We start from the raw sequence: 23,905 nt of genomic DNA on the forward strand, positions 1-23,905 counted from the left end.
ACAATTATATGGACTTTATCAAGTGTTTTTAATATCCCACCAAAAACCTACTAATTTTCCTCTCAGATCTCCCCCAATCGCACCTTTATGTACAACTTTTGAAATTTATGAACCAATTTCATTAATTTCTGCATCAATTTTCACTTTTATGAATCAAATTCCCAAATATATGCACCACTTTTAAAATATATGCACCACTCCCCGTTCCAACAAGGTTCAAAGAACCAGTAAATTGCGCTCAACTCAAACCTTCCAATTAATTCCTCAACATAACATGTAACTTTAAATTTTACCCAATTAACCCATTAAAAGGTAACATTATGACTATTATTGTAAATAACCTAATCCGTTCCGATTATTTATTCTGAATATTCGTTTAATTAGACATTTTCTCGTTATCTTCCTGAAATGTCCGTAATTTATTTATAACTTCCCTGTTCTTTTTCTCAGAATCTTCTGTGTTAGCATAGAAACCGTAAAACAAGCTATTAGGAGGTTATTCGATGAAAAAGTATTTGTATTATATGCTAGCGGCAATAACCATCTGGAGTGCAGCAGGTGCCAGTGTACAAGCAGAAGAAGTAGTTGTTAATAAGGGAGATACTCTTTGGTCTATAACGCAAAAACATGAAGTTTCAGTTCAAGATATTAAAAATTGGAATGGCTTATCAACAGATTTAATACACCCAAATGATAAACTTGAAGTTTCGCCTGAAGAATTTTACATAGTGAAATCTGGTGATACCCTTTGGAATATCGCCCACACATACGGTGTTAATGTTAAAAGTCTTAAAGCATGGAATCAATTAAACTCAGACCTTATTAAACCAGGCTTAGAGCTGATTATCTATAAAAATGGAGCAGGCCAGACTAAAGCAGCAGCTCCAGCCAAAACAGTTGTAAAATCGGCCAGCACGGCAAAGCCTGCCGCTGAAAAATCAAAAACACTTACTGTTACAGCAACAGCCTATACAGCAAGCTGTGAAGGATGTATCGGCATAACGAAGACAGGTGTAAATTTACTAGAGAACCCGGATGCAAAAGTCATTGCAGTTGATCCAAAGGTTATTCCGCTAGGATCAAAAGTGTATGTAGAAGGCTACGGATATGCGACTGCCGAGGATATTGGCGGAGGAATTAAAGGAAATGAAATTGACGTGTTCATCCCAACGACAGAAGCAGCTATGCAGTGGGGAAGAAAAGATGTTAAGATCACGATCCTAAACTAAATAGCAGTAAAACAAAGAGGCCTCTCTCAAGCGAGGGCCTCTTCGTTAAGTTCATACCAGATCTATTTCCTGTTAAAATTTCCACTAAGACGTTACAAAACTCTTTTCTGACACCTTGCTAAATGCTTTTAAAAGGTTATGAATACATTTAATCCGAATGGTTTCGTCGAACATAAAAACATTCAGGATTTCTTTTTCCAGCATGATAAATATCTTCTTTGTTGCATCTTCCTTCATTGAATTGCTCATATCCATATTAGAAAAATAGTAAGTTAATTCTTTTTCATAGTATTCCACAGTTCCAAACAAAACAGTCGACAAGGATTTCACCCCCTGGTTTCTTATCACCTTGTCTTTGTAAACCACATGTTGATACTATATGACGCAATTCAAGGAGTTTCAACAAAATCTGACATTTTTAATAGAATAGTTAAATTAGTTAAAAAGCCAGTTTCTTTTTAATATAAATGAAACATGCCTGTTTCCTTTGAAATTGTTTTTCGTGATACAGTTAAATCAAGAGCTTATATTAGGAGAATACATATGACTAAAAACAACTGCCCAGTTATTCAAAAAATTGAAGATCTTGTTAAGAAAAGTAATGAGTTAAAGAGGGAGCTCGACCTGACTCCATTTGAAGATAAAAAGAAATTTATGAGCTTGCTAAAAAAACTAATGAGCGTTCATAAAAACCTCGATCAGTTAACTTTATATGATCAAACGAAGTAAATAACCATCTCCATAAACAAAAGGACAGGCGGGAGCCTGTCCTTTCTTAATGAACCTTGATATATCCCTGATTTTTCCCCTATCTGGTTATCAACCACCCAACCACCAACATATCAACCAGCACTTTTCACTCACCCATATATCCGTCAGATCGTAAAGAAAAGCCGCCCTGCACTGCCGGGCGGCTTCTTCAAATAGGATTAAAACCGTTTTCTGCGATTTCGTAAAAAGGCAGGCGTATCAAGTGACTCTTCAGAACGATCTGGCTGCTGTTCATAACCCCGAACGGGCTCTTGACGTTCTCTCACTGGACGGTGGTTGGATTGTTCCTCTGAATATTGATATGTATGCACCAATTCTTTCTCCGCTGATGGTTTTGAGATTGGCTTCGCTGGTGTATCATCTTGATTATTAAAACCGGTCGCTATTACTGTTACAATGATTTCTTCTTTTAAGTAATCGTTAATGACCGAACCAAAGATCATGTTTACTTCCTCATCTGATGCAGAAGCAACGATATCAGCAGCCTCTTGTACTTCATATAGGCTTATATTGGCTCCACCCGTAATGTTCATAATAACACCTCGGGCGCCATTGATGGACGTCTCAAGCAGCGGGCTGGAGATTGCCTTCCTGGCCGCTTCAGCTGCACGGTCTTCACCAGTGGCGATTCCTATTCCCATTAAAGCAGTTCCTTTATGGGACATAACCGTTTTAACATCAGCAAAATCAAGATTAATCAAACCAGGGACTGCAATTAAATCGGATATCCCTTGAACACCCTGACGCAGGACATTATCAGCTTCCATGAACGCTTCAAGCATAGGTGTTTTCTTATCGATAATTTCTAATAAACGGTCATTCGGAATAATAATTAATGTGTCCACCGCTTTTTTCATGGCTTCGATCCCAGCATCTGCATTTTGAGCACGCTTGCGTCCTTCAAACTTGAACGGACGGGTGACAACGCCAATCGTTAACGCACCAACTTCGCGTGCGATCCGCGCGATTGCCGGGGCTGCCCCAGTACCCGTACCGCCGCCCATTCCAGCTGTCACGAATACCATATCAGCACCTTTTAAAACTTCACGAAGCTGGCTTTCGCTTTCCTCAGCCGCTTTTCTTCCTACTTCAGGATTTGCCCCTGCTCCAAGGCCCCTTGTTAAGGATGCCCCGATTTGCATGGTCACTTCTGCCTTTGATTGATTAAGAGCTTGTCCGTCTGTATTTACAGCGATAAACTCTACTCCCTCAACCCCATGTTCAATCATCCGGTTAACTGCGTTATTTCCCCCGCCGCCGACTCCGATGACTTTTATCGTAGCGTATTGGTCTATATTTGTATCAAACTCTAGCATTGCGGCTCCTCCTTTTCCTTAATTAAAATACATTACTTTTAAGGATCTGTTAAACTTGCCTGTTGATTTCCTGTCCAGCCATTCGCTATCCTCGAGCGGGCCGTGTGCTTCCTTGGCGCATTTTCCCAAAGGACCTTTAATAAGCTTCTCGAATAAACACCGAATAAGGAAAAATGTGAATGAATTTTTGAGGTTGTCGTGCCGTCCACTCCAATCAACGTGCTAAATCAACCTATCCCCATTTTAAAAAAGAGAGTAATCTTAATAGGATTCCTCTCTTCTATTGTAAAGGCGTATATAAAAGAATTCGAATGTTTTGTGTACTTTTTGGGCAGTTTTTTACAGAAATACCCCTGGTAATTGTTGCCAAAAAATGAAACAGCACCCCCCAGCTAAAGCCAGGAGGTGCTGTTTATGTTTATTAGAACTTTCTTTCCGAAACTTCGATACGATTGATCGCACGGCGAAGAGCTAGCTCTGCACGACGGAAGTCGATGTTTTCACGCTTTTGCTCGTTCAAGCGCTCTTCTGCACGCTGTTTAGCACGTACAGCACGTTCTACATCAATTTCATCTGCTTGTTCAGCAGATTGCGCCAAGATCGTTACTTGCTCCGGACGAACTTCCAAAAATCCGCCGCTTACTGCAACGAAATCTGTTTTTCCGCCGTTTTTTAAACGAACGGCTCCAATTTGTAACGGTGCAACCATTGGAATGTGGCCAGGTAGAATTCCTAGCTCACCGCTTTGAGCTTTCGTACTTACCATTTCCACATCTGATTCATACACCGGGCCATCGGGAGTAACAACACTGACTTTAATCGTCTTCATTTTTTACCCTCCTGGTCCAGAATTAGACCTCTACGCCCATTTTCTTTGCACTCTCGATAACTTCTTCGATACGGCCGACAAGTCGGAATGCATCTTCCGGAAGGTGATCATACTTACCTTCAAGAATTTCTTTAAAGCCTTTAACTGTTTCTTTAACCGGTACGTATGAACCTGGCTGGCCAGTAAACTGTTCAGCAACGTGGAAGTTTTGTGATAAGAAGAATTGGATACGGCGCGCACGTGATACAATTAGCTTATCTTCATCAGAAAGCTCGTCCATACCAAGGATCGCGATGATATCCTGTAATTCCCTGTAACGCTGTAATGTTTGCTGTACTTGACGCGCAACTGCATAGTGCTCTTCTCCAACGATGTCCGGTGACAATGCACGGGAAGTAGAAGCAAGAGGATCCACCGCTGGGTAGATACCCATTTCAGAAAGCTTACGCTCAAGGTTAGTTGTTGCATCCAAGTGAGCGAAAGTTGTAGCCGGAGCCGGGTCAGTGTAGTCATCGGCTGGTACATAAATCGCCTGGATGGAAGTAACAGAACCTACGTTAGTAGATGTGATACGTTCCTGTAATTTACCCATTTCAGTAGCAAGTGTCGGCTGGTAACCAACGGCAGAAGGCATACGGCCTAATAGCGCGGAAACCTCTGAACCTGCCTGAGTGAAACGGAAGATGTTATCCATGAAGAAAAGAACGTCCTGTCCTTGGTCATCACGGAAGAATTCTGCCATTGTCAAACCAGTCAGGGCAACACGCATACGTGCTCCTGGCGGCTCGTTCATCTGGCCAAATACCATCGCTGTTTTCTTGATAACGCCTGAATCAGTCATTTCATGATAAAGGTCGTTTCCTTCACGAGTACGCTCACCAACACCGGCGAATACGGAAATACCGCCGTGCTCCTGGGCGATGTTATTGATCAATTCCTGGATTAATACGGTTTTACCAACACCGGCACCACCGAATAGACCGATTTTACCACCCTTAATATATGGTGCAAGAAGGTCTACTACCTTAATTCCAGTTTCAAGGATTTCTACTTCAGTTGAAAGCTGCTCAAACTTAGGAGCTTCTCTGTGGATGGAATCACGACGGGCATCTGCAGAAATTGCAGGATCCAAATCGATTGATTCACCAAGCACGTTAAATACACGGCCAAGTGTTACATCACCTACTGGTACAGAAATAGGAGCACCAGTGTCAATAACTTCACTGCCGCGCATTAAGCCGTCAGTAGAAGACATTGCAATGGTACGAACTGTATCATCACCTAAATGAAGGGCAACTTCAAGGGTTAAGTTGATGTCAACATTAGATTCGTTACGCGCTGAATTTGTGATTGTCAATGCATTATAGATCTCAGGAAGCTGGCCGCTTTCGAACTTTACGTCAACAACCGGACCCATAACTTGAAGAACGCGTCCTTTGTTCATCTTTTTCCCTCCGTTCATTTCACATAATGGAGAGCAGGCAGAATTTCATCTGCCCTCCCATTTTTTCTTTTGTCCAGCTTCAGCGCCTAGCCCCTCGAGGTCATAAGCCAATCCCTTTCGGAAGGAAAAAACGCCTTCCTGCAGTGCTTGCCTTATGCTTGTCGGACTTGCACAGGATGTGCTGACGTCAACGTTCGCCACAGGACGTGGCGGCTTTTAGTTGACGTTCATCTAAATAGGCGCTTCCGCTTTTCTTTATTCTAACGCGGCTGCTCCGCCGACGATTTCGGTAATTTCTTGCGTGATGGCTGCCTGACGTGCACGGTTGTAGCTCAAGCTTAATGAATTGATAAGCTCTTTTGCATTATCCGTTGCGTTCTGCATAGCCGTCATCCTTGCAGCATGCTCACTTGCCTTACTGTCTAAAAGCGCTCCGTAGATTAAGCTTTCAGCGTATTGAGGCAGCAATACTTTCAGGATTTCTTCAGCGGATGGTTCAAACTCGTATGATGTAAGCTTATTAGAAGATGAGATATCCGTAAGCGGAAGAAGCTTCTTCTCTGTTACATCCTGTTGAATCGCGCTGACATAATGGCTGTAATACATGTATAATTCATCAAATGTTTCATCAGCGAACATGCCAACTGTTTTGCTGGCAATATCTTTGATTTCAGCGAATGCAGGCTGGTCGGCAACTGCAACGATATCCAGAATGACGTTCATATTGCGCTTTCTGAAAAAGTCGCGGCCCACACGTCCAATTGCAATGATTCCATACTCATCTGATGATTTATGGCGCTTTTGAATAGTCTGGTAAACGTTTCGCAAAACGTTACTGTTGTAAGCTCCGGCTAGTCCGCGGTCAGACGTGATCACAAGGTATCCAGTCTTTTTCACAGGACGGCTAGTCAGCATCGGATGTGATACATCCTTGCTTCCCAAAGCGATGGAGGCAGTAACTTCCTGGATTTTTTCCATATAAGGCACGAAAGATTTTGCATTCATTTCTGCCTTATTCATTTTCGCAGCCGATACCATTTGCATTGCTTTTGTTATTTGACTCGTTTTTTTCGTAGAAGTAATACGATTTTTTATATCGCGTAATGATGCCACAGGTTCTCACCACCCTTTTTCAAAGTTTGTCAGACCCCAAATAGAACTTTAATTACCTTTGAGAATTCTCGTTCTCAGAATTTAGATAACTGTCTAGCTACGAACACCCAGCGACTATTGTACTTCCCTCTTCTCCTTACGATAAGCCAACATCGAATCGCTATCGCTCTTCGTGTTTCCTTTATCTCATACGGAGCGGTCCAGTCCATACGCCGCTGAACGGGTGTTCTTCGCTTTTCGTTCTATTATTCGGATACTGCGAATGTTTTCTTAAAGTCGTTAATCGCAGATGCCATATCGTCATCAGAAGGAAGTTCTTTTGTATTCACGATATGGTCTAACAAATCTTTGCGGTTATGGTCTAACCATGAAAGGAATTCAGATTCGAAACGACGAATATCCTGTACAGGAATGTCATCTAAGAAGCCGCGGGTAAGAGCATAAAGAATGGCAACCTGCTTCTCAACTTTTAACGGCTTGTTAAGATCCTGCTTTAGAACCTCTACTGTACGGGCACCACGGTTAAGTTTTGCCTGTGTTGCTTTATCAAGGTCAGAACCGAACTGGGCAAATGATTCTAATTCACGGTAAGAAGCAAGGTCAAGACGCAAAGTACCTGCAACCTTTTTCATCGCTTTGATTTGTGCGGATCCACCTACACGTGATACAGAAAGACCTGCATTGATCGCCGGACGAACACCGGAGAAGAATAGATCTGACTGCAAGAAAATTTGTCCGTCAGTGATTGAGATAACGTTTGTTGGAATATAAGCAGAAACGTCTCCTGCTTGTGTTTCAATAAATGGAAGCGCAGTGATTGAACCTGCACCTTTCGCATCGCTTAACTTCGCAGCACGCTCAAGAAGGCGGCTGTGCAAGTAGAATACGTCCCCTGGATATGCTTCACGGCCTGGAGGACGGCGCAATAGCAATGAAAGCTCACGGTAAGCAGAAGCTTGCTTTGTTAAGTCATCATACACAACAAGAACGTGCTTGCCGTTGTACATGAACTCTTCACCCATTGTTACACCCGCATATGGTGCAAGATATAATAATGGTGCAGGCTGTGATGCAGATGCTGTTACAACGATTGTGTAATCCAAAGCACCTTGCTTACGTAAAGTTTCTACTGCGTTACGAACAGTAGATTCTTTCTGTCCGATTGCCACATAGATACATACCATGTTCTGGTCTTTCTGGTTCAGGATTGTATCGATTGCAACAGATGTTTTACCTGTTTGACGGTCACCGATAATTAACTCACGCTGTCCGCGTCCGATTGGCACAAGAGCGTCGATCGCCTTGATACCTGTTTGAAGCGGCTCGTGTACGGATTTACGATCCATTACACCTGGTGCCGCGCTTTCAATTGGACGAGTTTTTGTTGTGTTAATTGGTCCCATGCCATCTACTGGCTGTCCAAGAGGGTTTACCACGCGGCCGATTAGTTCCTCACCAACCGGTACCTCCATGATGCGGCCCGTGCGGCGAACTTCATCGCCTTCGCGGATTTCTGTAAATGGTCCTAAAATGATAATACCGACGTTATTTTCTTCAAGGTTTTGTGCCATACCCATAACGCCGTTTGAAAATTCAACAAGTTCTCCAGCCATGACATTGTCGAGGCCATGAGCACGTGCGATACCGTCACCAACAGAGATAACCGTACCTACATCACTCACTTGAATTTCCGACTGATAGTTTTCGATTTGCTTTTTTATCAGCGCACTGATTTCTTCAGCATTGATGCTCATGAGTTTCACCCCTATCTACGAATCTTAGCCTAACAATTGACGTTCAAGACGCTCTAGCTTTCCTCGCAAGCTGCCGTCGAAAATCCGGTTTCCGATTCGAAGCTTGATGCCGCCGAGCAAGTTAGTATCAACTATATTGTCAATACGAAGTGATTTCTTCCCAACCTTAGCCGCAAATGATACGGATAATGCTTCCTTTTCCGCTTCAGATAAAGGGCGAACCGAGTAGACTTTCGCATCGGCAATCCCTTTCTTGTCATTTGCAAGGCTTATAAAATGATCTGCCACATCAGAGATATGATCTTCACGGTGGCGTTCAATTAATATCATTAACGTATTTAGTACAAAAGTGTTCACAGATGCAAATGCACCTTTTAAAATCTCTTTCTTCTTCTCAATAGGAAGCTTTGGAGATTTTAACACTGCTTTTAAATCTGAGTTATGGTTTACTACTTCTTTCACTGCACGAAGCTCTTCTTCCATTTGGTCAAGAAGCTGGTGTTCATTCGCAAGCTGGAAAAGAGCCAACGCGTAGCGCTTTGCTACCGTGGAGTTGCTCATCGCTTTTCTCCCGCCTCTTGAATGTATTCATTGATCAGCTTTTCTTGATCAGCTGCGCTTAATTCCTTCTCAATTACTTTAGAAGCAATTAGGACAGACAATGAAGCGACCTGCTCGCGAATAGCTGCAACCGCTTGTTCTTTCTGCTGCTCAATTTCAAGCTTAGCAGATTCCTTAATGCGATCAGACTCAGTGCGGGCAGCCGCAATGATCTCCTCACGCTGCACATCGCCTTGTTTCTTTGCATTTTCGATAAGGCCTTGTGCTTCTGTACGTGCTTCTTTTAATAGATTTCTTTGCTCTTCCAAAAGCTTTTTTGCTTCTGTACGGCTTTGTTCAGCCGCTTCGATTTCGCTTGCAATGTGCTCTTCACGCTGCTGCATAATGCCCATTAATGGACCCCAAGCGAATTTTTTCAGCAATGCCAACAAAATGATGAACATAACCAGCTGGTACAAAACGTCCCCGCCGTTGAAACCGCCGCCTGCAGCACCTAATACTAGACTGTTTGTTAACACCCTCGATTCACTCCCTTCAAGAGTCGTTTCACTTATGAAACGGAGTCATATGCATGAATCCGAATTATGATTCCAGGTAAAAAAACATAAAGGAATGGCGAAGGTTCACAGAATGATCTTCGCCATTTTGTACAATTTTTACAGTATTAATTAACCGCCGATAACCATGAACGCGATAACAACGCCAATGATCGGAACAGCCTCTACTAACGCAACCCCGATGAACATTGTTGTTTGAAGCATACCGCGAGCTTCTGGCTGGCGAGCCATACCTTCTACTGTTTTAGATACGATAAGACCGTTACCGATACCGGCACCTAGTGCTGCTAAACCGATTGCAATTGCTGCTGCTAAAAGACCCATTATTGAGTTCCTCCTTAAATTGTATAAAAAATTATTTGTTTAAAATGTTTTGTTCATAAAATGAACAGGTATATATTAATGGTCATGGCTCACTTTGTGTGCCATATAAACCATTGTTAACATACAGAAAATGAATGCCTGGATAGATCCGACAAAGATTGAGAATCCTTGCCATACAATTGTTGGCAGAATTGCTGCAAGCATACCGCCTACCCCTGCATGTGCAAGCCCTCCGACAAGCAATGTCAGCAGGATTTCACCTGCGTAGATATTACCGTAAAGACGAAGTCCCAGTGTTAGAGTGTTTGCAAACTCTTCAATGATTTTCAATGGGAACAAGAAAGGCATTGGCCTGAAGAATTCCCGGCCGTATTCTCCTACTCCTTTTAGCTTGACGCCATAGTAATGCGAAAGCCCCACAACCATAGCCGCCAAAGTTAAGGTGATAACCGGATCGGCTGTTGGCGATTTCCACCATAAAGTGTGATCATAAGTGATCGCAAACGGAAGTCCGAGCATGTTTGATACAAAGATATACATGATCAGGGTTAATCCAAGAATATGGAATCTTCCGCCTGTTTTCCAGTCCATCGTGCTGTTAATGATATTCTTAACAAAGTCCATGATCCATTCGAAAAAGTTCTGCATTCCCGCTGGTTTCATGGCAAGCTGACGGGTGGAAAGCAAAGCAATAATGAATACAACAGCACTTGCCACTGTAATCATCAGTACATTAGATAAGTTAAAATTCAATCCTAAAAATTCTACTATAGGAGCTTCATGATGCAATAGTGTTCACCTCTCTTCCCGCTATTTACGTAAATGAAAAGATTGAAGAAAATAATCTATCATAATGACAATATAGGATGTCATTAATCCAAATACAACACTGAGCAGATGCAGCTTTTCAGGGTACTCCAGAGCGATCATGACAGCAAGAACTGCCGTAGCCATTCTGGATACTGTCCCAAGGGAGCGCACCTTCTCGCCTCTCTCGACTGCCTCTCCAAATTGCAGCGTCTTTCTTGCCATCAGCCACAAATTGAACAGACTTAGGCTTGTACCAAGGATCAAGCCGAGAAAAACAGATTGATAAGGCGTAAAACCCCAGCCGAGAACGTATACAGACAATAACAGGAATATGTACTTTCGCTGTCTTTGAAAAATTGCTTTGATTTCCGGCATGATGTTTATTCTCCTGTGAAGAAATGTTGGATTAAGCGAAGCATGGCGTAAATCCCAGCGCCCAGTCCAATGAACAAGCCGATTAATAGGAATAACGGCTCGGTTCCTGCCTTGCTGTCAAGCCACCTTCCGGCGAAAATGCCAATGAGCGTGGAACCAACTAATTGAGAAAGAATGGCGGACATTAAGGCCATCGCCTTAAATGGGTTGCGGTCTTTTTGACGCATAAAAACGCATCCTCTCTTAAGAGAATGGTAAGTGGGTTTTGAGGCCATAATTAATCACATTTACATCATGCAGAAGTGGGAAATATGTCTGCACAAATATTTTGAAAACCCTATCATCTTTTACCCTTTGTAAGCATACAATAGGGCATTGTCAATGTCAATGCGTTTGGAGTGAAAAAGTTCACAAACAAAAAGGTAAAAATATGGTATGTTCACATATTTATCACAATTAATTTTTCCCATTCTATTGAAAAAGGAGCGAGTTTCTGCTTCGCCCCTGAAAACGCTCTATTTTTGCGGTTTTTTTAATGTTGACTATGTTAAACTTACCCGTTGATTTAGCGAATCACGGTTGGTCTGTGAGCCAATATTGATATACACAGCCTATTCATTCACTAAATCCCTGCTATGTCCGGAAGGCTCCGGTTCTCCTATCTGTCCATCCGGTCTGATAAAGAGATAAGTCTCAATCCAATCTTCTTTGCCTGCCTTTTTAGCAAACACTTTGGCCAGATACAAACCGGGCCCAGGAAGTTTGTCAGCAGGTATCTCCTGGAGAAGCTGCCCCTTGCCTACATTCCTTTTCCAGTCCAGAAATCCCATGAAGCGAAGGCTTTCCGAATCAAACATCGCTATTCCGAATTCCTCTGCTCCGCCCGGCAAATATACTTCATATCTATATGTCTTCTCTTTGTCCCCTTTTCCAAGTCCAAATCCCATTACCCTTGGATAATTTGGTTCCTCCAGAACATAGAGATAGGGGATTCTCATTTCTTCACTTCCAGCTGACATCACTAAGCTTCCATCATAAATTTTTTTCTTCAATAATGTAGGATCTACCGACATCTTAATTTCAAGCTTCTTTTTCTCGCCTGGCTTCAATTGAAAAGATCTTGGCATTTCCCAGTTAATGCCCTGTTCTTTATACGGGATGGAAAATGAATAAGATTTGTTTTTATTACTTATGTTTTCAACCGTTACATAGCTCTTGTGCTCATGCAGCCTGTCTGCTATTTGGAATTTCCCGAACTGCAGGGAGGCTGGATGGATAACCGTTTCCGTTCGCAATGCTTTCTCCAGCTGAATCCTGCCGGCTCCCTGCTCGTATGTTCGATACAGTTTTCCCTCATTGTTAACAAGCGGCTTTGCCGTATTCATCAGCGCAGCCTTAATTTTCTCAGGCCCCCAGTCAGGATGAGCCTGTTTCAGGATAGCGCACGCCCCCGCGACATGGGGAGCGGCCATGCTGGTCCCTTGTAAAGGGAGATATCCTCCCGGAATGGTACTATTGATTGCTACACCAGGAGCTACTACATCCGGTTTGATTTCCCATGTGGATGTAACAGGTCCCCGTGAGCTAAAATCAGCTAAAATATCCTTTTCTTCTATTATATAAGTACGGCCGAGGAGCTTTCTCTTTTCTGTAATCTTTCTGAGTTCTTCCCCTTCTTCCTTGGATAATGCCGCAACAGGGATTGGAACTCCACTATCCAGATTGCCAAAGAATCTTCCCTTAGTGTTATTAAAAATAATAATCCCTTCCGCACCAGCTTCCAGTGCATTGACCGCCTTATCCGTAAAAGTCAGTTCGCCTCTTTCCACTAAAACAATCTTTCCATTAGCACTTTTTAATTCTTCCTTGCGTCCAATTCCCCCATATACAATCTCATAGGAACGGTCGAACTCCCAATCCTTTGAACCTTGAAGAAGATCAAGCCTGATCCTTCGCCCGCCAGCGTTAAGAATCGGTACCTTCATCGTCGGAGTTGAAGCGCCGACAGAAATTGCTTTTGAAGCGGTACCCGGTGAACCAACTGTCCATATATTCGGACCGGAGTTGCCTGAGGAGGTGACTGCCGTAATCCCCTTATCAACTGCCTTATTAAGCGCAAGGCTGATTGGAAGATCTGGACCGTTTACGTTATTTCCTAAGGAAAGATTTAATACATCCACCTTGTCCTTTATGGCCTGGTCAATAGCCGCAATGACCTGTTCTGTTGTCCCGCTGCCGCCTGGCCCCAGTGCACGGTAAGCGATAATCGTTGCTTCTGGCGCTACTCCTTGAACTTTTCCATTCGCAGCAATGATGCCTGCAACATGGGTGCCGTGCAGTGTACCCTGTCCCCCGGCTGCTTTCGTTTCCATCGGATCCTTATCCTGATCAACCAGGTCATGGCCGCCCCCGTAGCTTCTTCTTAAATCAGGGTGATTATAATCAATGCCCGTATCAATGACGCCAACTTTTACATCCTTGCCTGTCAGGCGCCGGTTATTTTGATCAAAAAACCCTCGGACGGCTGTGCCTCCAATCAGCTTGATATTATCTCCGGAATGAACAAAATAAGTATTAACCGGGGAGACAGCAGAAACATCTTCTTGATTAAGCAGGCTAGCCAAAGCAGACTGCTTCCCTTTAACAGAAAAGCCATTTAGCGCCTGTTTATATACATACCTTATTTGCAGATCCGGATGACGCTCGATCAGCCTTTTTATTTCCAGTTCTTCCTTTTCCTCTTTAAGGACCACAATGGCCACCTTTTCGATATCAGGTGAGTCTTTCGGAAGAGGAGGGTGTGAAAGAGTGCGGCCTGAAACAGGATTTTGACCTGCTATTGTTAGCATGATTGTAAAAATCACCAAGAATTTTTTCATAAAAAAGTCCACCCTCTTTTTGTTTTAGGGTGGGCTGATTATAGGGTGAGTATGCGTGTTTGTTTTACTTATAAAAATCGCCGCCCATCATGAAGCGCTGCGACTATTCATATGTATTAAAATAACTGGTTCGGTTCTAGCCTTCCTTTTTGTATCAAACGATCGCGCTTTTTATCTCTCCACATGTCTATTAGCGTTGCAGAAATTAATAATAATGTAAGGACGACGCCTTTGCCTTCTGCCAGCTTAAATACCAAGGCAATAAGACCTTCTGACATTAAAGTTCCCATTAGTGATCCAAGCAACAAGATGATCCAGAGAATCAAAACTGCCTCTATTACTGCCAAAGCTCTCATTTTTTCAACCTCCCGGGTATTTAAATCATTATGCCAATACCCTGTTGCTATCCGTTTAAACGTAAATTTCTAAAAACCTGCCTGCCTTTACTTTCCAAATAGCTTTTGCCAGATGGTTTTGCTTTTTTCAGCCTCCACTGCACTCGCCACTTCTTCCACAGATTTTTGCGTTAGCATGAGCTTTTCATAAAGGGAAGTGACTTTTTCGCTTTCTTGCTCATTCCCTTGTTCCTGGGCATGTCTTAGATCGTCAATCGTCTGTTTGAGCTCTTGAACTTCATGGATGAGCTGTTTGTTTTGCTCCCTGATTTTATTTTGCTGAAGGCGGGACTGTTCATTTTGCTGAACCAGAAAACTGACAAGCTTTTTCATATCCGTAAGCTCATGATTCACATTCATGAGCGATGTGCTGCTGCTTTCTTCCTCATCCTCCACTGTAATGGTGACCGGGAATCCAGCTTCTTCAAGCTTGGTGGTTACTTCTTCTTTCTTTAATCCATCAGAATATAATTTTCTAATTAATTTCAGCTTCTCAATTTCCGAAGCCTGTATTTTATAGCGGTTATGTTCTTTTTTAAAATTTATGTATTCTGCATGCTCCTGCAAATAACGCTTTAAACTATTTTCGGGTATCTCCGGAAGTGCTTCTTTGAGCTCCTTCATTGTCAAATATTGATTTGCCAACGTCCTCAGCACCTTTCTTGGTTTATTGCGGATCAACCGGCAATTGATGGGTACTGTTCATAATCAACCACCTAACCGCCAACAAAACCACCACGCTTCATTTTGCAGCTTTTCCATTACCCATCGGATCGGCCACAATTAACAGTACTCCCCCATGACTCCAACAGACCTTCATACGTTCACTCGTCCTAAAACACTGCTATATCAACGTTTTTACTCAAAACCTTTACCAACCATCCAACCACCAACATACTAACCACGTCTATTTATACTTGTAAAACCGCTTCCTATCTCTATATATTCTATCATAGCTTTTTCAGCTCCTGCATAAAAGAGACTTTTAACTTAAAAAACTATTAATTACCATGAATTTGCGCTTTAAACAACCTAACCGCCATTAACCACCTAACCACCAACATTTCAACCATTTCATTTTTACAGATTCTCTTCCTCCTCTCCCCTCCCCTTTTAGTATTTTTTTCGATAAAAAATGCACCTATCAAACGCTGCTGGAGGCAGTCATTTTAATAGGTGCACTTTGATTAGTTTTGCGGTTTATATTCTTCTGGACGATCAGTTGTGTGCTTAAAATGATAGCGGATGGCTTCACAAATTCGTTTGGAAGCATTGCCGTCTCCGTATGGATTTACAGCTTTGGCCATTTTTTCGTAAGCAGTCCCGTCAGTTAAAAGCTCTGTTGCCAGTTCATAGATTGGCTGTTCTTCAATACCGGCAAGCTTTAGGGTACCCGCTTCGATCCCTTCAGGCCTTTCCGTTGTATCACGCAGGACAAGCACAGGCACGCCAAGCGATGGCGCTTCCTCCTGTACTCCGCCTGAGTCTGTTAAAATCAAATGGGCTCTGGAAGCAAAGTTATGGAAATCAATGACGTCAAGCGGTTCAATTAAATGAATGCGGTTGTCGTCACCAAGTATTTCAGAAGCGATTTCCCTTACTGCCGGGTTTAGGTGTACCGGGTAAACCACTTGAATGTCATTCTGTTCTTCCACAAGCCTCTTAATGGCCTTGAACATGTTTCTCATTGGCTCGCCCAAGTTTTCTCGGCGATGTGCGGTCAGCAGCACGAGACGGTCATCGCCGACTTTTTCAAGCACTTCATGATGATACTCGTCCTTAACCGTTGTTTTAAGTGCATCGATCGCTGTATTTCCTGTAATGAAAATTTTCTCGGCCGGTTTGTTTTCATTTAAAAGGTTTTCAGCTGATTTTGCTGTCGGCGAGAAATGAAGATCGGCCATAACGCCTGTTAACTGGCGGTTCATTTCCTCCGGGAATGGAGAGTACTTATTCCATGTGCGCAATCCAGCTTCAACATGACCGACTTCAATCTGATTGTAGAATGCAGCAAGGCTCGCAATGAAAGTAGTGGTCGTATCGCCGTGAACAAGCACGATATCAGGCTTCACTTCCTTCATGATTTTATCAAGGCCTTCCAGTCCGCGTGTTGTCACGTCTACCAAAGTCTGGCGGTCTTTCATGATATTCAGGTCATAATCCGGTTTAACATGAAAGATATTTAAAACCTGATCAAGCATTTCACGATGCTGGGCTGTTACAGTCACAATCGATTCAAAGTGATCAGGATATTTTTGCAATTCAAGAACAAGCGGAGCCATTTTTATGGCTTCCGGCCTTGTCCCAAAAATCGTCATAACTTTAATCGGGCGATTCATTCGAAGCACCTTCCTTTTTTAAAAGATATTAGATCTTTTTGTCCGACTATTGCCCGCTAGATTACTTCGTACCGAATAAGCGGTCGCCTGCATCTCCAAGTCCAGGGACAATATAGCCCTTTTCGTTCAGCTTTTCATCTAAAGCTGCAATATAGATGTCCACGTCAGGGTGTGCTTCTTTTACTGCCTCTACTCCTTCTGGAGCTGCAATCAGGCACATGAATTTAATATTTTTGCCGCCGCGCTTTTTAAGAGAGTGGATCGCCTCAACAGCTGAACCGCCTGTTGCAAGCATTGGATCTACTACGATAAAGTCTCTTTCTTCCACATCACTTGGAAGCTTTACATAGTATTCAACCGGCTGCAATGTTTCCGGATCGCGGTATAAGCCAATGTGACCTACCTTTGCAGCTGGGATCAGCTTCAGGATGCCGTCGACCATGCCGATACCCGCACGTAAAATCGGGATAATTCCAATCTTCTTCCCTGATAATACGTTGGATTTTGTCAGGCTAACAGGTGTTTCAATTTCGATTTCCTCCAAAGGCATATCACGAGTAATTTCAAATGCCATAAGTGTTGCCACTTCGTCGACTAGCTCGCGGAATTCCTTTGTTCCCGTACTTTTTTCACGAATGTATGTAAGCTTATGCTGAATTAATGGATGGTCAAAAACGTAAACCTTTGCCATGAGTATCTCTCCTTTTCAATATGCAGAATGAGTCGAACCACACTTCGTCTAATTTTACAGAAAAACAATTCCATCGGCAACCATGATTCGCTTTTGTAAAAGAAAAGTCATTTTTCTAAGATTCCCTATTTTTATTTTTCGCATGCAAAAGCCGGTCCCAGCAATGAGACCGGCTGCTTTTTTTATAACTTTCGTAAGTTTGCTTCTATTTTTCAGGATATAAAGTGAAGCTGCTTGTTAAAGACTCAACGCGCTGAGCTGCTTCTTGAAGCTTTCCTTCATCTTCGTGATTTTTTAATGTGAAGGCAATGATGGACGCGATTTCTTCCATCTCCTTTTCACCGAAGCCGCGGGAAGTAACGGCCGCTGTCCCAATGCGGACACCGCTTGTTACGAATGGGCTTTCAGGATCGAAAGGAATGGTATTTTTGTTGACCGTAATGCCGACCTCATCAAGCACCTTTTCTGCAATCTTACCAGTTAAGCCAAGGGAACGAAGGTCAACTAGTAATAAGTGGTTGTCTGTGCCTCCGGAAACAAGGTCAATTCCTTCACTTTGCAATGCTTCAGCAAGCTTCTTCGCATTGGAAATGATATTTTCAGCATATGTTTTGAAATCATCCTGAAGCGCTTCGCCGAAAGCAACCGCTTTGGCAGCAATAACATGCATTAAAGGACCGCCCTGGATGCCAGGGAAAATGGATTTATCAATCTTCTTTGCATATTCTTCTTTACAAAGAATCATACCGCCTCGTGGTCCGCGCAATGTTTTATGAGTAGTGGTTGTAACAAAGTCCGCAAACGGAACCGGATTCTGATGAAGCCCAGCTGCTACAAGGCCTGCGATATGAGCCATATCAACCATTAGCATCGCGCCTACTTCATCCGCAATTTCACGGAAACGTTTGAAATCAATTTCACGCGGATAGGCACTTGCACCTGCTACAATTAATTTCGGCTTATGCTGGCGGGCTTTTTCAAGCACATCCTCATAGTTGATGCGATGATTTTCTTCATCCACACCATACTCCACGAAATTATACTGAACACCGCTGAAGTTAACAGGGCTACCGTGTGTTAAATGTCCCCCATGGGAAAGATTCATACCCAGAACAGTGTCACCCTGCTCTAATACAGTGAAATAAACAGCCATATTGGCCTGTGCGCCTGAATGCGGCTGCACATTCACATGCTCTGCTCCGAAAATTTGCTTCGCGCGGTCGCGTGCCAAATCTTCTACCACATCCACATGCTCACATCCGCCATAATAACGTCGGCCAGGATAGCCCTCAGCATATTTATTCGTTAAAACGGAACCCTGCGCTTCCATTACCGCTTCACTGACAAAGTTTTCAGAAGCGATTAATTCAATCTTTGATCTCTGGCGTCCCAACTCATCTTGAATCGACTTGAAAACCTGCTCATCCTGCTGTGCTAAATGCTTCATAAGAATCCTCCCTTTTCCTCAACACACTTTTTGTCGGTAAGAAGTCTATTTACCTTCCAGACCTGGACTGAACTCCAGCTCCAGCGCCTGCCAAGACCCTTACACATTTCTATGTATCGTTCTTTTGTGAAAATTCTTTTTTATTTTAGCATGTTTTCTAAAAAAGTGACAGGTACCTGTACCAGTTCGTAAAAGTGGTATAGGTACCTGGTACCATCCTGTTATTCCCAGTTCCAGTAATCCAGTTCGCCAAGGTAAGGAGAGCGGATTTGTTCTTCTTCTTTAAGCTTTAATAATTCCTTTACTGGACCGGTTACGACAGCACCGTATACTTTAAAGCCATTTTCTTTGAGATATTTATGGCGTTCTTCTAGGTGATCGAGCCCCAGGAAATTTTCATAATAGCTTTGTGATTTATTTTCTAATAGATTTTCCATCTGTTTAAGCATGGTTGCTTTATTTTCATCCATAAATTCCTCTGTCAGAGACAACTTTGATTCTGACATATAATCATCCCCAGCTTCCCTGGCGCCTGTTAGTCCATAAATAGAGGCTAATTCAATGGAGTCTCCACCGCTGCCATAGCCGATCTGGAATTCCTTCAGTTCACCTGTATATAATGGCATCCAGAGAACTTCGAGGTCATAGGGCTTCAGCATTTCCATCAGCTCTTCCGGTTTCATATACGATTTTGTAGAAAACGCTAATTCCCCCACGGTACCTTCATGAATTTTGGATAGAGGGGTCCACACTTTTGGATCCTCATTGGCTGTTAGTGTTGCCCCGGTATTCGGATTTTCAGGCAGAGAAAAACGATAAATGCTTTCATGGCCAGGCTCAAACCTCTGAATATTAAAGGTTGAATAAGCATTAAACAGCCTTTTCTCAATCTGGACCTCTCCAACCGCCTGAAAATCCTGCCCAACCTTTCGTGTGATAGGATATGAAATTTTATGAGTCAGAAAAGCGGTTACCTCCTTGTTTGTGAAACCGCCAAAATTCTCATGAAGGTTCGGGTGTTTCCAATCAAGTGCCAGCTTGCTGTAAAAGGCATGTTTCCTTTCGGTATGAAAGGCATCCGATATGATATTCACAGCCATCATATAGACCCAGAAAAGCAGCAGGCAGGCAGCCAAGACCCTTAAGACCCTCATCGTTAACGTAAAGCGGTACTTTGTCATGATTTTCTTTTCGCGGTCTTTGTTCCAATCACTCATCTTTCTCCCTCCATTGACTATCGGCTATCTGCGCCAGCTTTTTCCGCGCCCTATGCAGTGTCACCTTTACCTGATTTTCAGACAAATCCAGTGCCTCTTCTATTTCGCTATAGCTAAATGATTCATACTCTCTTAAATATAAGACAGAGCGGTACTGCTCCGGCAAGCAGCCCAGCAGGTCCTCAACCTTCTCCTTTGTTTCTTTCTGTAATGCTGAATCCTCCGGCAAACCATATGGACTCGTCATTTCATCTTTGGAAAATAGATAATCGGCAAAAGGAATCTTTTTTCTTCTCTGCCTCTTCCTCCATTCATCCAAATAGGCATTCCTCGCTACTTTAAAAAGCCACGCCCGCACATCCTCCTGCTGATAGAAAGAGAGAGAAACAGTTGCTCTCACGAAAGTTTCCTGCGTTAAATCCTCCGCTGTTTCCCTGGAACCGGACATTTTATATAAATAGTAATAAAGCGGCCTGGCATAATGCCGATACAAATCATCCAGCCGTTCCCGCCGGTTCTCCTTCAACGTTCCCCTCCCCCTCTCTTCAGAACCTACATCAGTAAAACGTGCAGCTCTGATAAATGTTACAGCTTTTTTTCAAAAAGGTACCAGGTACCTGTACCACTTCAGCCAACTGGTATAGGTACCTGGTACCAGCTGACTTTAATAAAAAAAGCCCCTCATCAGAAGGGACTTCAATTAGCATGATTCGTTTTCGGGTTTTGGTTCGTAGATCGCCCTGGCTCCGCCGATTAGTTTTGGTCTTGTTTTGGCCATGGTAACGTGGGCATTTCCGATCGATTTTTGTAAAGTCCGGATCGGGACGGCTACATGCTTTAAGTGCATGCCGATCAGCGTGTCACCGATATCGATGCCGGCATCCGCCTTAATAAACTCCACCATAACCGGGTCACGAAAGTGTTCATAGGCATATGTTGCCATCGCACCGCCGGCCGTGCGGTGGGGGATGACGGTCACTTCATCCAGGTTTTTCGCATCGGCGGTTTCCCGTTCGACGACCAGAGCACGGTTCAAATGTTCACAGCATTGAAATGCCAGAGACACTCCAGTATCTTTACGCAGCTTGTCCATCCGTGCGAAGATCATGTCTGCTACTTGCTCAGTGCCGGCCGTACCAATGCGCTTGCCGGCCACCTCACTTGTGCTGCACCCCACTACAAGGATATGACGTTCATTTAGAGGAACCTGTTCGCTAAATTCATTAATGATGGCATCCAGCTCTTTTTCCCATTGTTCAATCATATCTGTCAAAAAAGCCCACCCTTTCGGAAGCTTTATTTATAATACTTTATATGAATTTAAGCTTTATTTTGTTTCGTATGCTGTAATTTTCCCTACACGGTTTTCATGGCGTCCGCCTTCAAAATCCGTTGAAAGCCATACTTTTGCAATCTCACGTGCCAGTCCAGGTCCAATGACGCGTTCACCCATCGCAAGAATATTGCTGTCATTATGCTCACGAGTTGCTTTTGCACTGAAAACATCATGGACAAGTGCACAGCGAATTCCTTTTACTTTATTCGCAGAAATACTCATGCCAATGCCAGTGCCGCAGATTAAAATGGCTTTTTCAAATTCGCCGTTGGCTACCTTTTCAGCTACCGGAAGTGCGTAATCCGGATAATCTACTGACGTTTCGCAGTCACAGCCGAAATCTTCATATTCAATACCCATTTCATCCATTAAGCTTTTGATTTCTTCGCGGAGATTAATTCCGCCATGGTCTGATGCAATTGCAATTTTCATCTGAAACCCTCCTGTTTGGAAAAGCGCGCATTTATATTAAAATCCTTCTCTTATTTTGACATAAAAGCAGGAAATTATAAAGAAAGTGAGCACATGTTTAAGATAAAAGAGAGCCTCAATAAGGAAGCTCCTTCTTAGGAAATTAAAGCTTAAATTTTGTGATCGTACAGTTTAATTTTTCGGCTTGCTCTTTTAGTTCAAACGCCAATTTTTCCACATTTGCCATCACAGCGGTTTGCTGTTGGGTGGCCGCAGCAACCTCCTGGGCCCCGGCAGAAGTTTCTTCAGCTATTGCCGCAACCTCCTGAGATTGGGTTGAGGTATGCTGAATGCCCTCCATTTGATTGTCTACCAGGCCGGAAATGGCAGAAACAGAAGCGGCCATCTCATTCACCGTTTTGGCCATTTCCTCAATTACTTCATTTGTCTGGGTTCCTTTTTTCACTTCATTATTTGCTGTTTCTACTTGCAGTGAAATTTGCTTCACCACATTGCAGACTTCTTCCTGTATGTTTTTAATCAATTCCGAAATTCCCTGAACTGCCTGGGCACTTTCGTCAGCCAGCTTCCGAACTTCTTCAGCTACGACTGCAAACCCTCTTCCATGATCACCGGCACGGGCAGCCTCAATGGATGCATTTAATGCGAGGAGATTTGTCTGCGCGGCAATATCGCCAACAAGCTGGATAATCCGCTCCACCTTAACCGCATTTTCTTCAAGACGCTTAACCGTTTGCAGGGACTCTTCATTATCCTGCGCCAATTTTTCAATTCCTGAAATGAGAGAATGAATGACTTTCTTCGACTCGATCAGATCCTGGACCATTTCCCCGGAAACAGTCTCGGAAACTCTCGCTTTATCCTGCACCTCTTCAGCAATGCGGATGACATCCTCCATTGATTCTGCGGTTGACTGGATCGAAACGGCTGAATTATCCGCACCCAGGGATATCTCGCTGATGGTTCTGGCGATCGAATCTGCCTGTTCCGCAGCAACCGATGATTCCGTTGAAATCGCAATCACTTTATCATTTGTTTCTTTAAAGTTTTCATCAATTTTCTGGACCATATCTCTTAAACTGAAAAGCATATGGTTAAAGGCAATGCCCAGTGAACGGATCTCATCATCTGATTTGGAAAGCTCGGCATCTGCACGAATATCCCCCTCGGCAGCCATTAAAGCGGTTTTTTCAAGCTTCTGCAAAGGCTTGATGATAAACCCTGCTGCAAAGAAGGCTAATATTCCTGACCAGATAACCCCCATACTTAAGGTTAAAATACTAAAAACGACTTCTCCGAATGGAAGCGAATCTTTAATGCTAGGAAATAATACATAAAGAAAAATAGCACTTGTTGTGTATGTAATAATGGCCAATGAAGTGATAAATAAAACGAGCTTCTTCCTCAGGCCAAATTTATAACCCTTTTTCTCCCCCATTATGTGCCCCCTGATTATTCTTTCTCTTTTTTAAAGCGGTTTAAAATCCGAGCAATACTTTCTGTCATATCTTCGAAGGTACTTCTATAAATCTCAACAGGCCCGCCATAAGGGTCGATAATATCGCCTGCTCCATCCTGGCCCGCAAATTCTTTTAGCGTATAGGTTTTTCCGGCTGCACCAGGAAACATAGCAAGAACCGTACCTTTATGGCCTGACGTCATCGTTAAAATATAGGTGGCCCAATCCACTAAAGCATCGGTCATGCCGGAAGATTTGTGCGCAAACGGGATTCCCTGTTCTTCAAGCACCTTTTTCGTGTGTGCAGAAGCATCGCTTCCATCAGCTGCAAACACTCCCGCCGATTTAACCTCAACCCCAGGCAATGCCTTGCTTTTTAAAATGGCCTCTGCCATTGGGCTTCTGCAAGTATTTCCTGTACAAACAAACAATACATTCGTCACAGATCGGTTCCTCCTTATTTATATCGGTTTAAATCCACAATCATTTATTATTTAAGCGGAAAAATAATACATCTGTACTTTTCTTCCATTATAAGATAAATTCCCCACAGCACATATAGCAACCGGGCAAAAAAAGAAAAAGGGTGACAGGCACCCTTTTCATTTTTCACAAATTATTAACATT

Annotated in this window: 26 protein-coding genes; 2 read left to right on the forward strand and 24 right to left on the reverse strand. The window is 43.1% G+C overall.

Annotation, left to right across the window (positions count from 1 at the left end; genetic code table 11):
• The first annotated feature begins 503 nt into the window (after positions 1–503).
• Positions 504–1,229, forward strand: a complete 726-nt coding sequence (locus tag J7I93_RS10515) for a LysM peptidoglycan-binding and 3D domain-containing protein (RefSeq protein ID WP_214725820.1) — start codon at positions 504–506, stop codon at positions 1,227–1,229.
• Positions 1,230–1,313: 84 nt separating this feature from the next.
• Here J7I93_RS10515 and J7I93_RS10520 read toward each other — a convergent pair whose 3' ends face one another.
• The gene (locus J7I93_RS10520; protein WP_214725821.1) at positions 1,314–1,550 is read right to left on the reverse strand and encodes a hypothetical protein; all 237 of its coding nucleotides are present in this window, start codon (positions 1,548–1,550) and stop codon (positions 1,314–1,316) included.
• Positions 1,551–1,772: 222 nt separating this feature from the next.
• Between J7I93_RS10520 and J7I93_RS10525 the strand changes: the two genes are divergently transcribed.
• Entirely contained in the window at positions 1,773–1,958 is a 186-nt protein-coding gene (locus J7I93_RS10525) for a hypothetical protein (protein ID WP_214725822.1), read from the forward strand.
• Between the two features lie 200 nt (positions 1,959–2,158).
• Here J7I93_RS10525 and ftsZ read toward each other — a convergent pair whose 3' ends face one another.
• The 23 genes from ftsZ to J7I93_RS10640 form a co-directional block, all read right to left on the reverse strand.
• Positions 2,159–3,316, reverse strand: coding sequence for a cell division protein FtsZ (gene ftsZ / locus J7I93_RS10530; RefSeq protein ID WP_214725823.1), 1,158 nt, complete (start codon positions 3,314–3,316; stop codon positions 2,159–2,161).
• Between the two features lie 421 nt (positions 3,317–3,737).
• Entirely contained in the window at positions 3,738–4,145 is a 408-nt protein-coding gene (locus tag J7I93_RS10535) for a F0F1 ATP synthase subunit epsilon (RefSeq protein ID WP_110063735.1), read from the reverse strand.
• Between the two features lie 22 nt (positions 4,146–4,167).
• Positions 4,168–5,589, reverse strand: a complete 1,422-nt coding sequence (gene atpD / locus J7I93_RS10540) for a F0F1 ATP synthase subunit beta (RefSeq protein WP_214725824.1) — start codon at positions 5,587–5,589, stop codon at positions 4,168–4,170.
• Positions 5,590–5,844: 255 nt separating this feature from the next.
• A complete protein-coding gene (locus J7I93_RS10545; protein WP_214725825.1) occupies positions 5,845–6,702 on the reverse strand; it encodes a F0F1 ATP synthase subunit gamma in 858 nt (285 codons plus the stop codon).
• Positions 6,703–6,947: 245 nt separating this feature from the next.
• Complete coding sequence (atpA, locus tag J7I93_RS10550; protein WP_214725826.1) at positions 6,948–8,456, reverse strand: F0F1 ATP synthase subunit alpha; 1,509 nt, start codon at positions 8,454–8,456, stop codon at positions 6,948–6,950.
• Between the two features lie 24 nt (positions 8,457–8,480).
• Positions 8,481–9,017 (reverse strand): F0F1 ATP synthase subunit delta, encoded by a 537-nt coding sequence (locus J7I93_RS10555; protein ID WP_214725827.1) that lies wholly within the window; start codon positions 9,015–9,017, stop codon positions 8,481–8,483.
• Complete coding sequence (locus J7I93_RS10560; protein ID WP_214725828.1) at positions 9,014–9,535, reverse strand: F0F1 ATP synthase subunit B; 522 nt, start codon at positions 9,533–9,535, stop codon at positions 9,014–9,016. The genes J7I93_RS10555 and J7I93_RS10560 overlap by 4 nt, the downstream gene beginning before the upstream one ends.
• A 150-nt stretch (positions 9,536–9,685) precedes the next feature.
• Positions 9,686–9,898, reverse strand: coding sequence for a F0F1 ATP synthase subunit C (atpE, locus tag J7I93_RS10565; RefSeq protein ID WP_009332220.1), 213 nt, complete (start codon positions 9,896–9,898; stop codon positions 9,686–9,688).
• Positions 9,899–9,973: 75 nt separating this feature from the next.
• Positions 9,974–10,687, reverse strand: a complete 714-nt coding sequence (atpB, locus tag J7I93_RS10570; RefSeq protein WP_214725829.1) for a F0F1 ATP synthase subunit A — start codon at positions 10,685–10,687, stop codon at positions 9,974–9,976.
• Positions 10,688–10,708: 21 nt separating this feature from the next.
• A complete protein-coding gene (locus J7I93_RS10575) occupies positions 10,709–11,083 on the reverse strand; it encodes an ATP synthase subunit I (protein WP_214725830.1) in 375 nt (124 codons plus the stop codon).
• A gap of 5 nt (positions 11,084–11,088) precedes the next feature.
• Positions 11,089–11,310 (reverse strand): AtpZ/AtpI family protein, encoded by a 222-nt coding sequence (locus tag J7I93_RS10580; protein WP_048007940.1) that lies wholly within the window; start codon positions 11,308–11,310, stop codon positions 11,089–11,091.
• Positions 11,311–11,694: 384 nt separating this feature from the next.
• Positions 11,695–13,962 carry a S8 family serine peptidase gene (locus J7I93_RS10585; protein WP_214725831.1) on the reverse strand — a complete coding sequence of 756 codons (2,268 nt, stop codon included), beginning with the start codon at positions 13,960–13,962 and terminating at the stop codon, positions 11,695–11,697.
• Positions 13,963–14,078: 116 nt separating this feature from the next.
• Positions 14,079–14,318: a hypothetical protein gene (locus J7I93_RS10590; protein ID WP_214725832.1), complete on the reverse strand. Its 240-nt coding sequence runs from the start codon at positions 14,316–14,318 to the stop codon at positions 14,079–14,081.
• Between the two features lie 87 nt (positions 14,319–14,405).
• Positions 14,406–15,002: a hypothetical protein gene (locus J7I93_RS10595; protein WP_214725833.1), complete on the reverse strand. Its 597-nt coding sequence runs from the start codon at positions 15,000–15,002 to the stop codon at positions 14,406–14,408.
• A 542-nt stretch (positions 15,003–15,544) separates the two neighbouring features.
• On the reverse strand, positions 15,545–16,696 hold the full coding sequence (gene wecB, locus J7I93_RS10600) for a non-hydrolyzing UDP-N-acetylglucosamine 2-epimerase (protein WP_214725834.1): 1,152 nt from the start codon (positions 16,694–16,696) through the stop codon (positions 15,545–15,547).
• Between the two features lie 61 nt (positions 16,697–16,757).
• Positions 16,758–17,387, reverse strand: a complete 630-nt coding sequence (gene upp / locus J7I93_RS10605) for a uracil phosphoribosyltransferase (RefSeq protein WP_110063723.1) — start codon at positions 17,385–17,387, stop codon at positions 16,758–16,760.
• 205 nt (positions 17,388–17,592) lie between these two features.
• A complete protein-coding gene (locus J7I93_RS10610) occupies positions 17,593–18,834 on the reverse strand; it encodes a serine hydroxymethyltransferase (RefSeq protein ID WP_214725835.1) in 1,242 nt (413 codons plus the stop codon).
• 221 nt (positions 18,835–19,055) lie between these two features.
• Positions 19,056–20,051 carry an anti-sigma factor gene (locus J7I93_RS10615; protein ID WP_214725836.1) on the reverse strand — a complete coding sequence of 332 codons (996 nt, stop codon included), beginning with the start codon at positions 20,049–20,051 and terminating at the stop codon, positions 19,056–19,058.
• On the reverse strand, positions 20,044–20,577 hold the full coding sequence (locus tag J7I93_RS10620) for a sigma-70 family RNA polymerase sigma factor (protein WP_214725837.1): 534 nt from the start codon (positions 20,575–20,577) through the stop codon (positions 20,044–20,046). Before J7I93_RS10620 ends, J7I93_RS10615 begins: the two co-directional genes overlap by 8 nt.
• Positions 20,578–20,751: 174 nt before the next feature.
• A complete protein-coding gene (locus J7I93_RS10625; RefSeq protein ID WP_214725866.1) occupies positions 20,752–21,315 on the reverse strand; it encodes a TIGR01440 family protein in 564 nt (187 codons plus the stop codon).
• Between the two features lie 63 nt (positions 21,316–21,378).
• A complete protein-coding gene (rpiB, locus tag J7I93_RS10630) occupies positions 21,379–21,819 on the reverse strand; it encodes a ribose 5-phosphate isomerase B (protein WP_214725838.1) in 441 nt (146 codons plus the stop codon).
• Positions 21,820–21,961: 142 nt separating this feature from the next.
• Complete coding sequence (locus tag J7I93_RS10635) at positions 21,962–23,257, reverse strand: methyl-accepting chemotaxis protein (RefSeq protein WP_214725839.1); 1,296 nt, start codon at positions 23,255–23,257, stop codon at positions 21,962–21,964.
• Positions 23,258–23,271: 14 nt separating this feature from the next.
• Entirely contained in the window at positions 23,272–23,721 is a 450-nt protein-coding gene (locus tag J7I93_RS10640; protein WP_214725840.1) for a low molecular weight protein arginine phosphatase, read from the reverse strand.
• Positions 23,722–23,905 lie beyond the last annotated feature (184 nt).

Source organism: Bacillus sp. ISL-47 (assembly GCF_018613175.1).
Taxonomy (GTDB): domain Bacteria; phylum Bacillota; class Bacilli; order Bacillales; family Cytobacillaceae; genus Cytobacillus.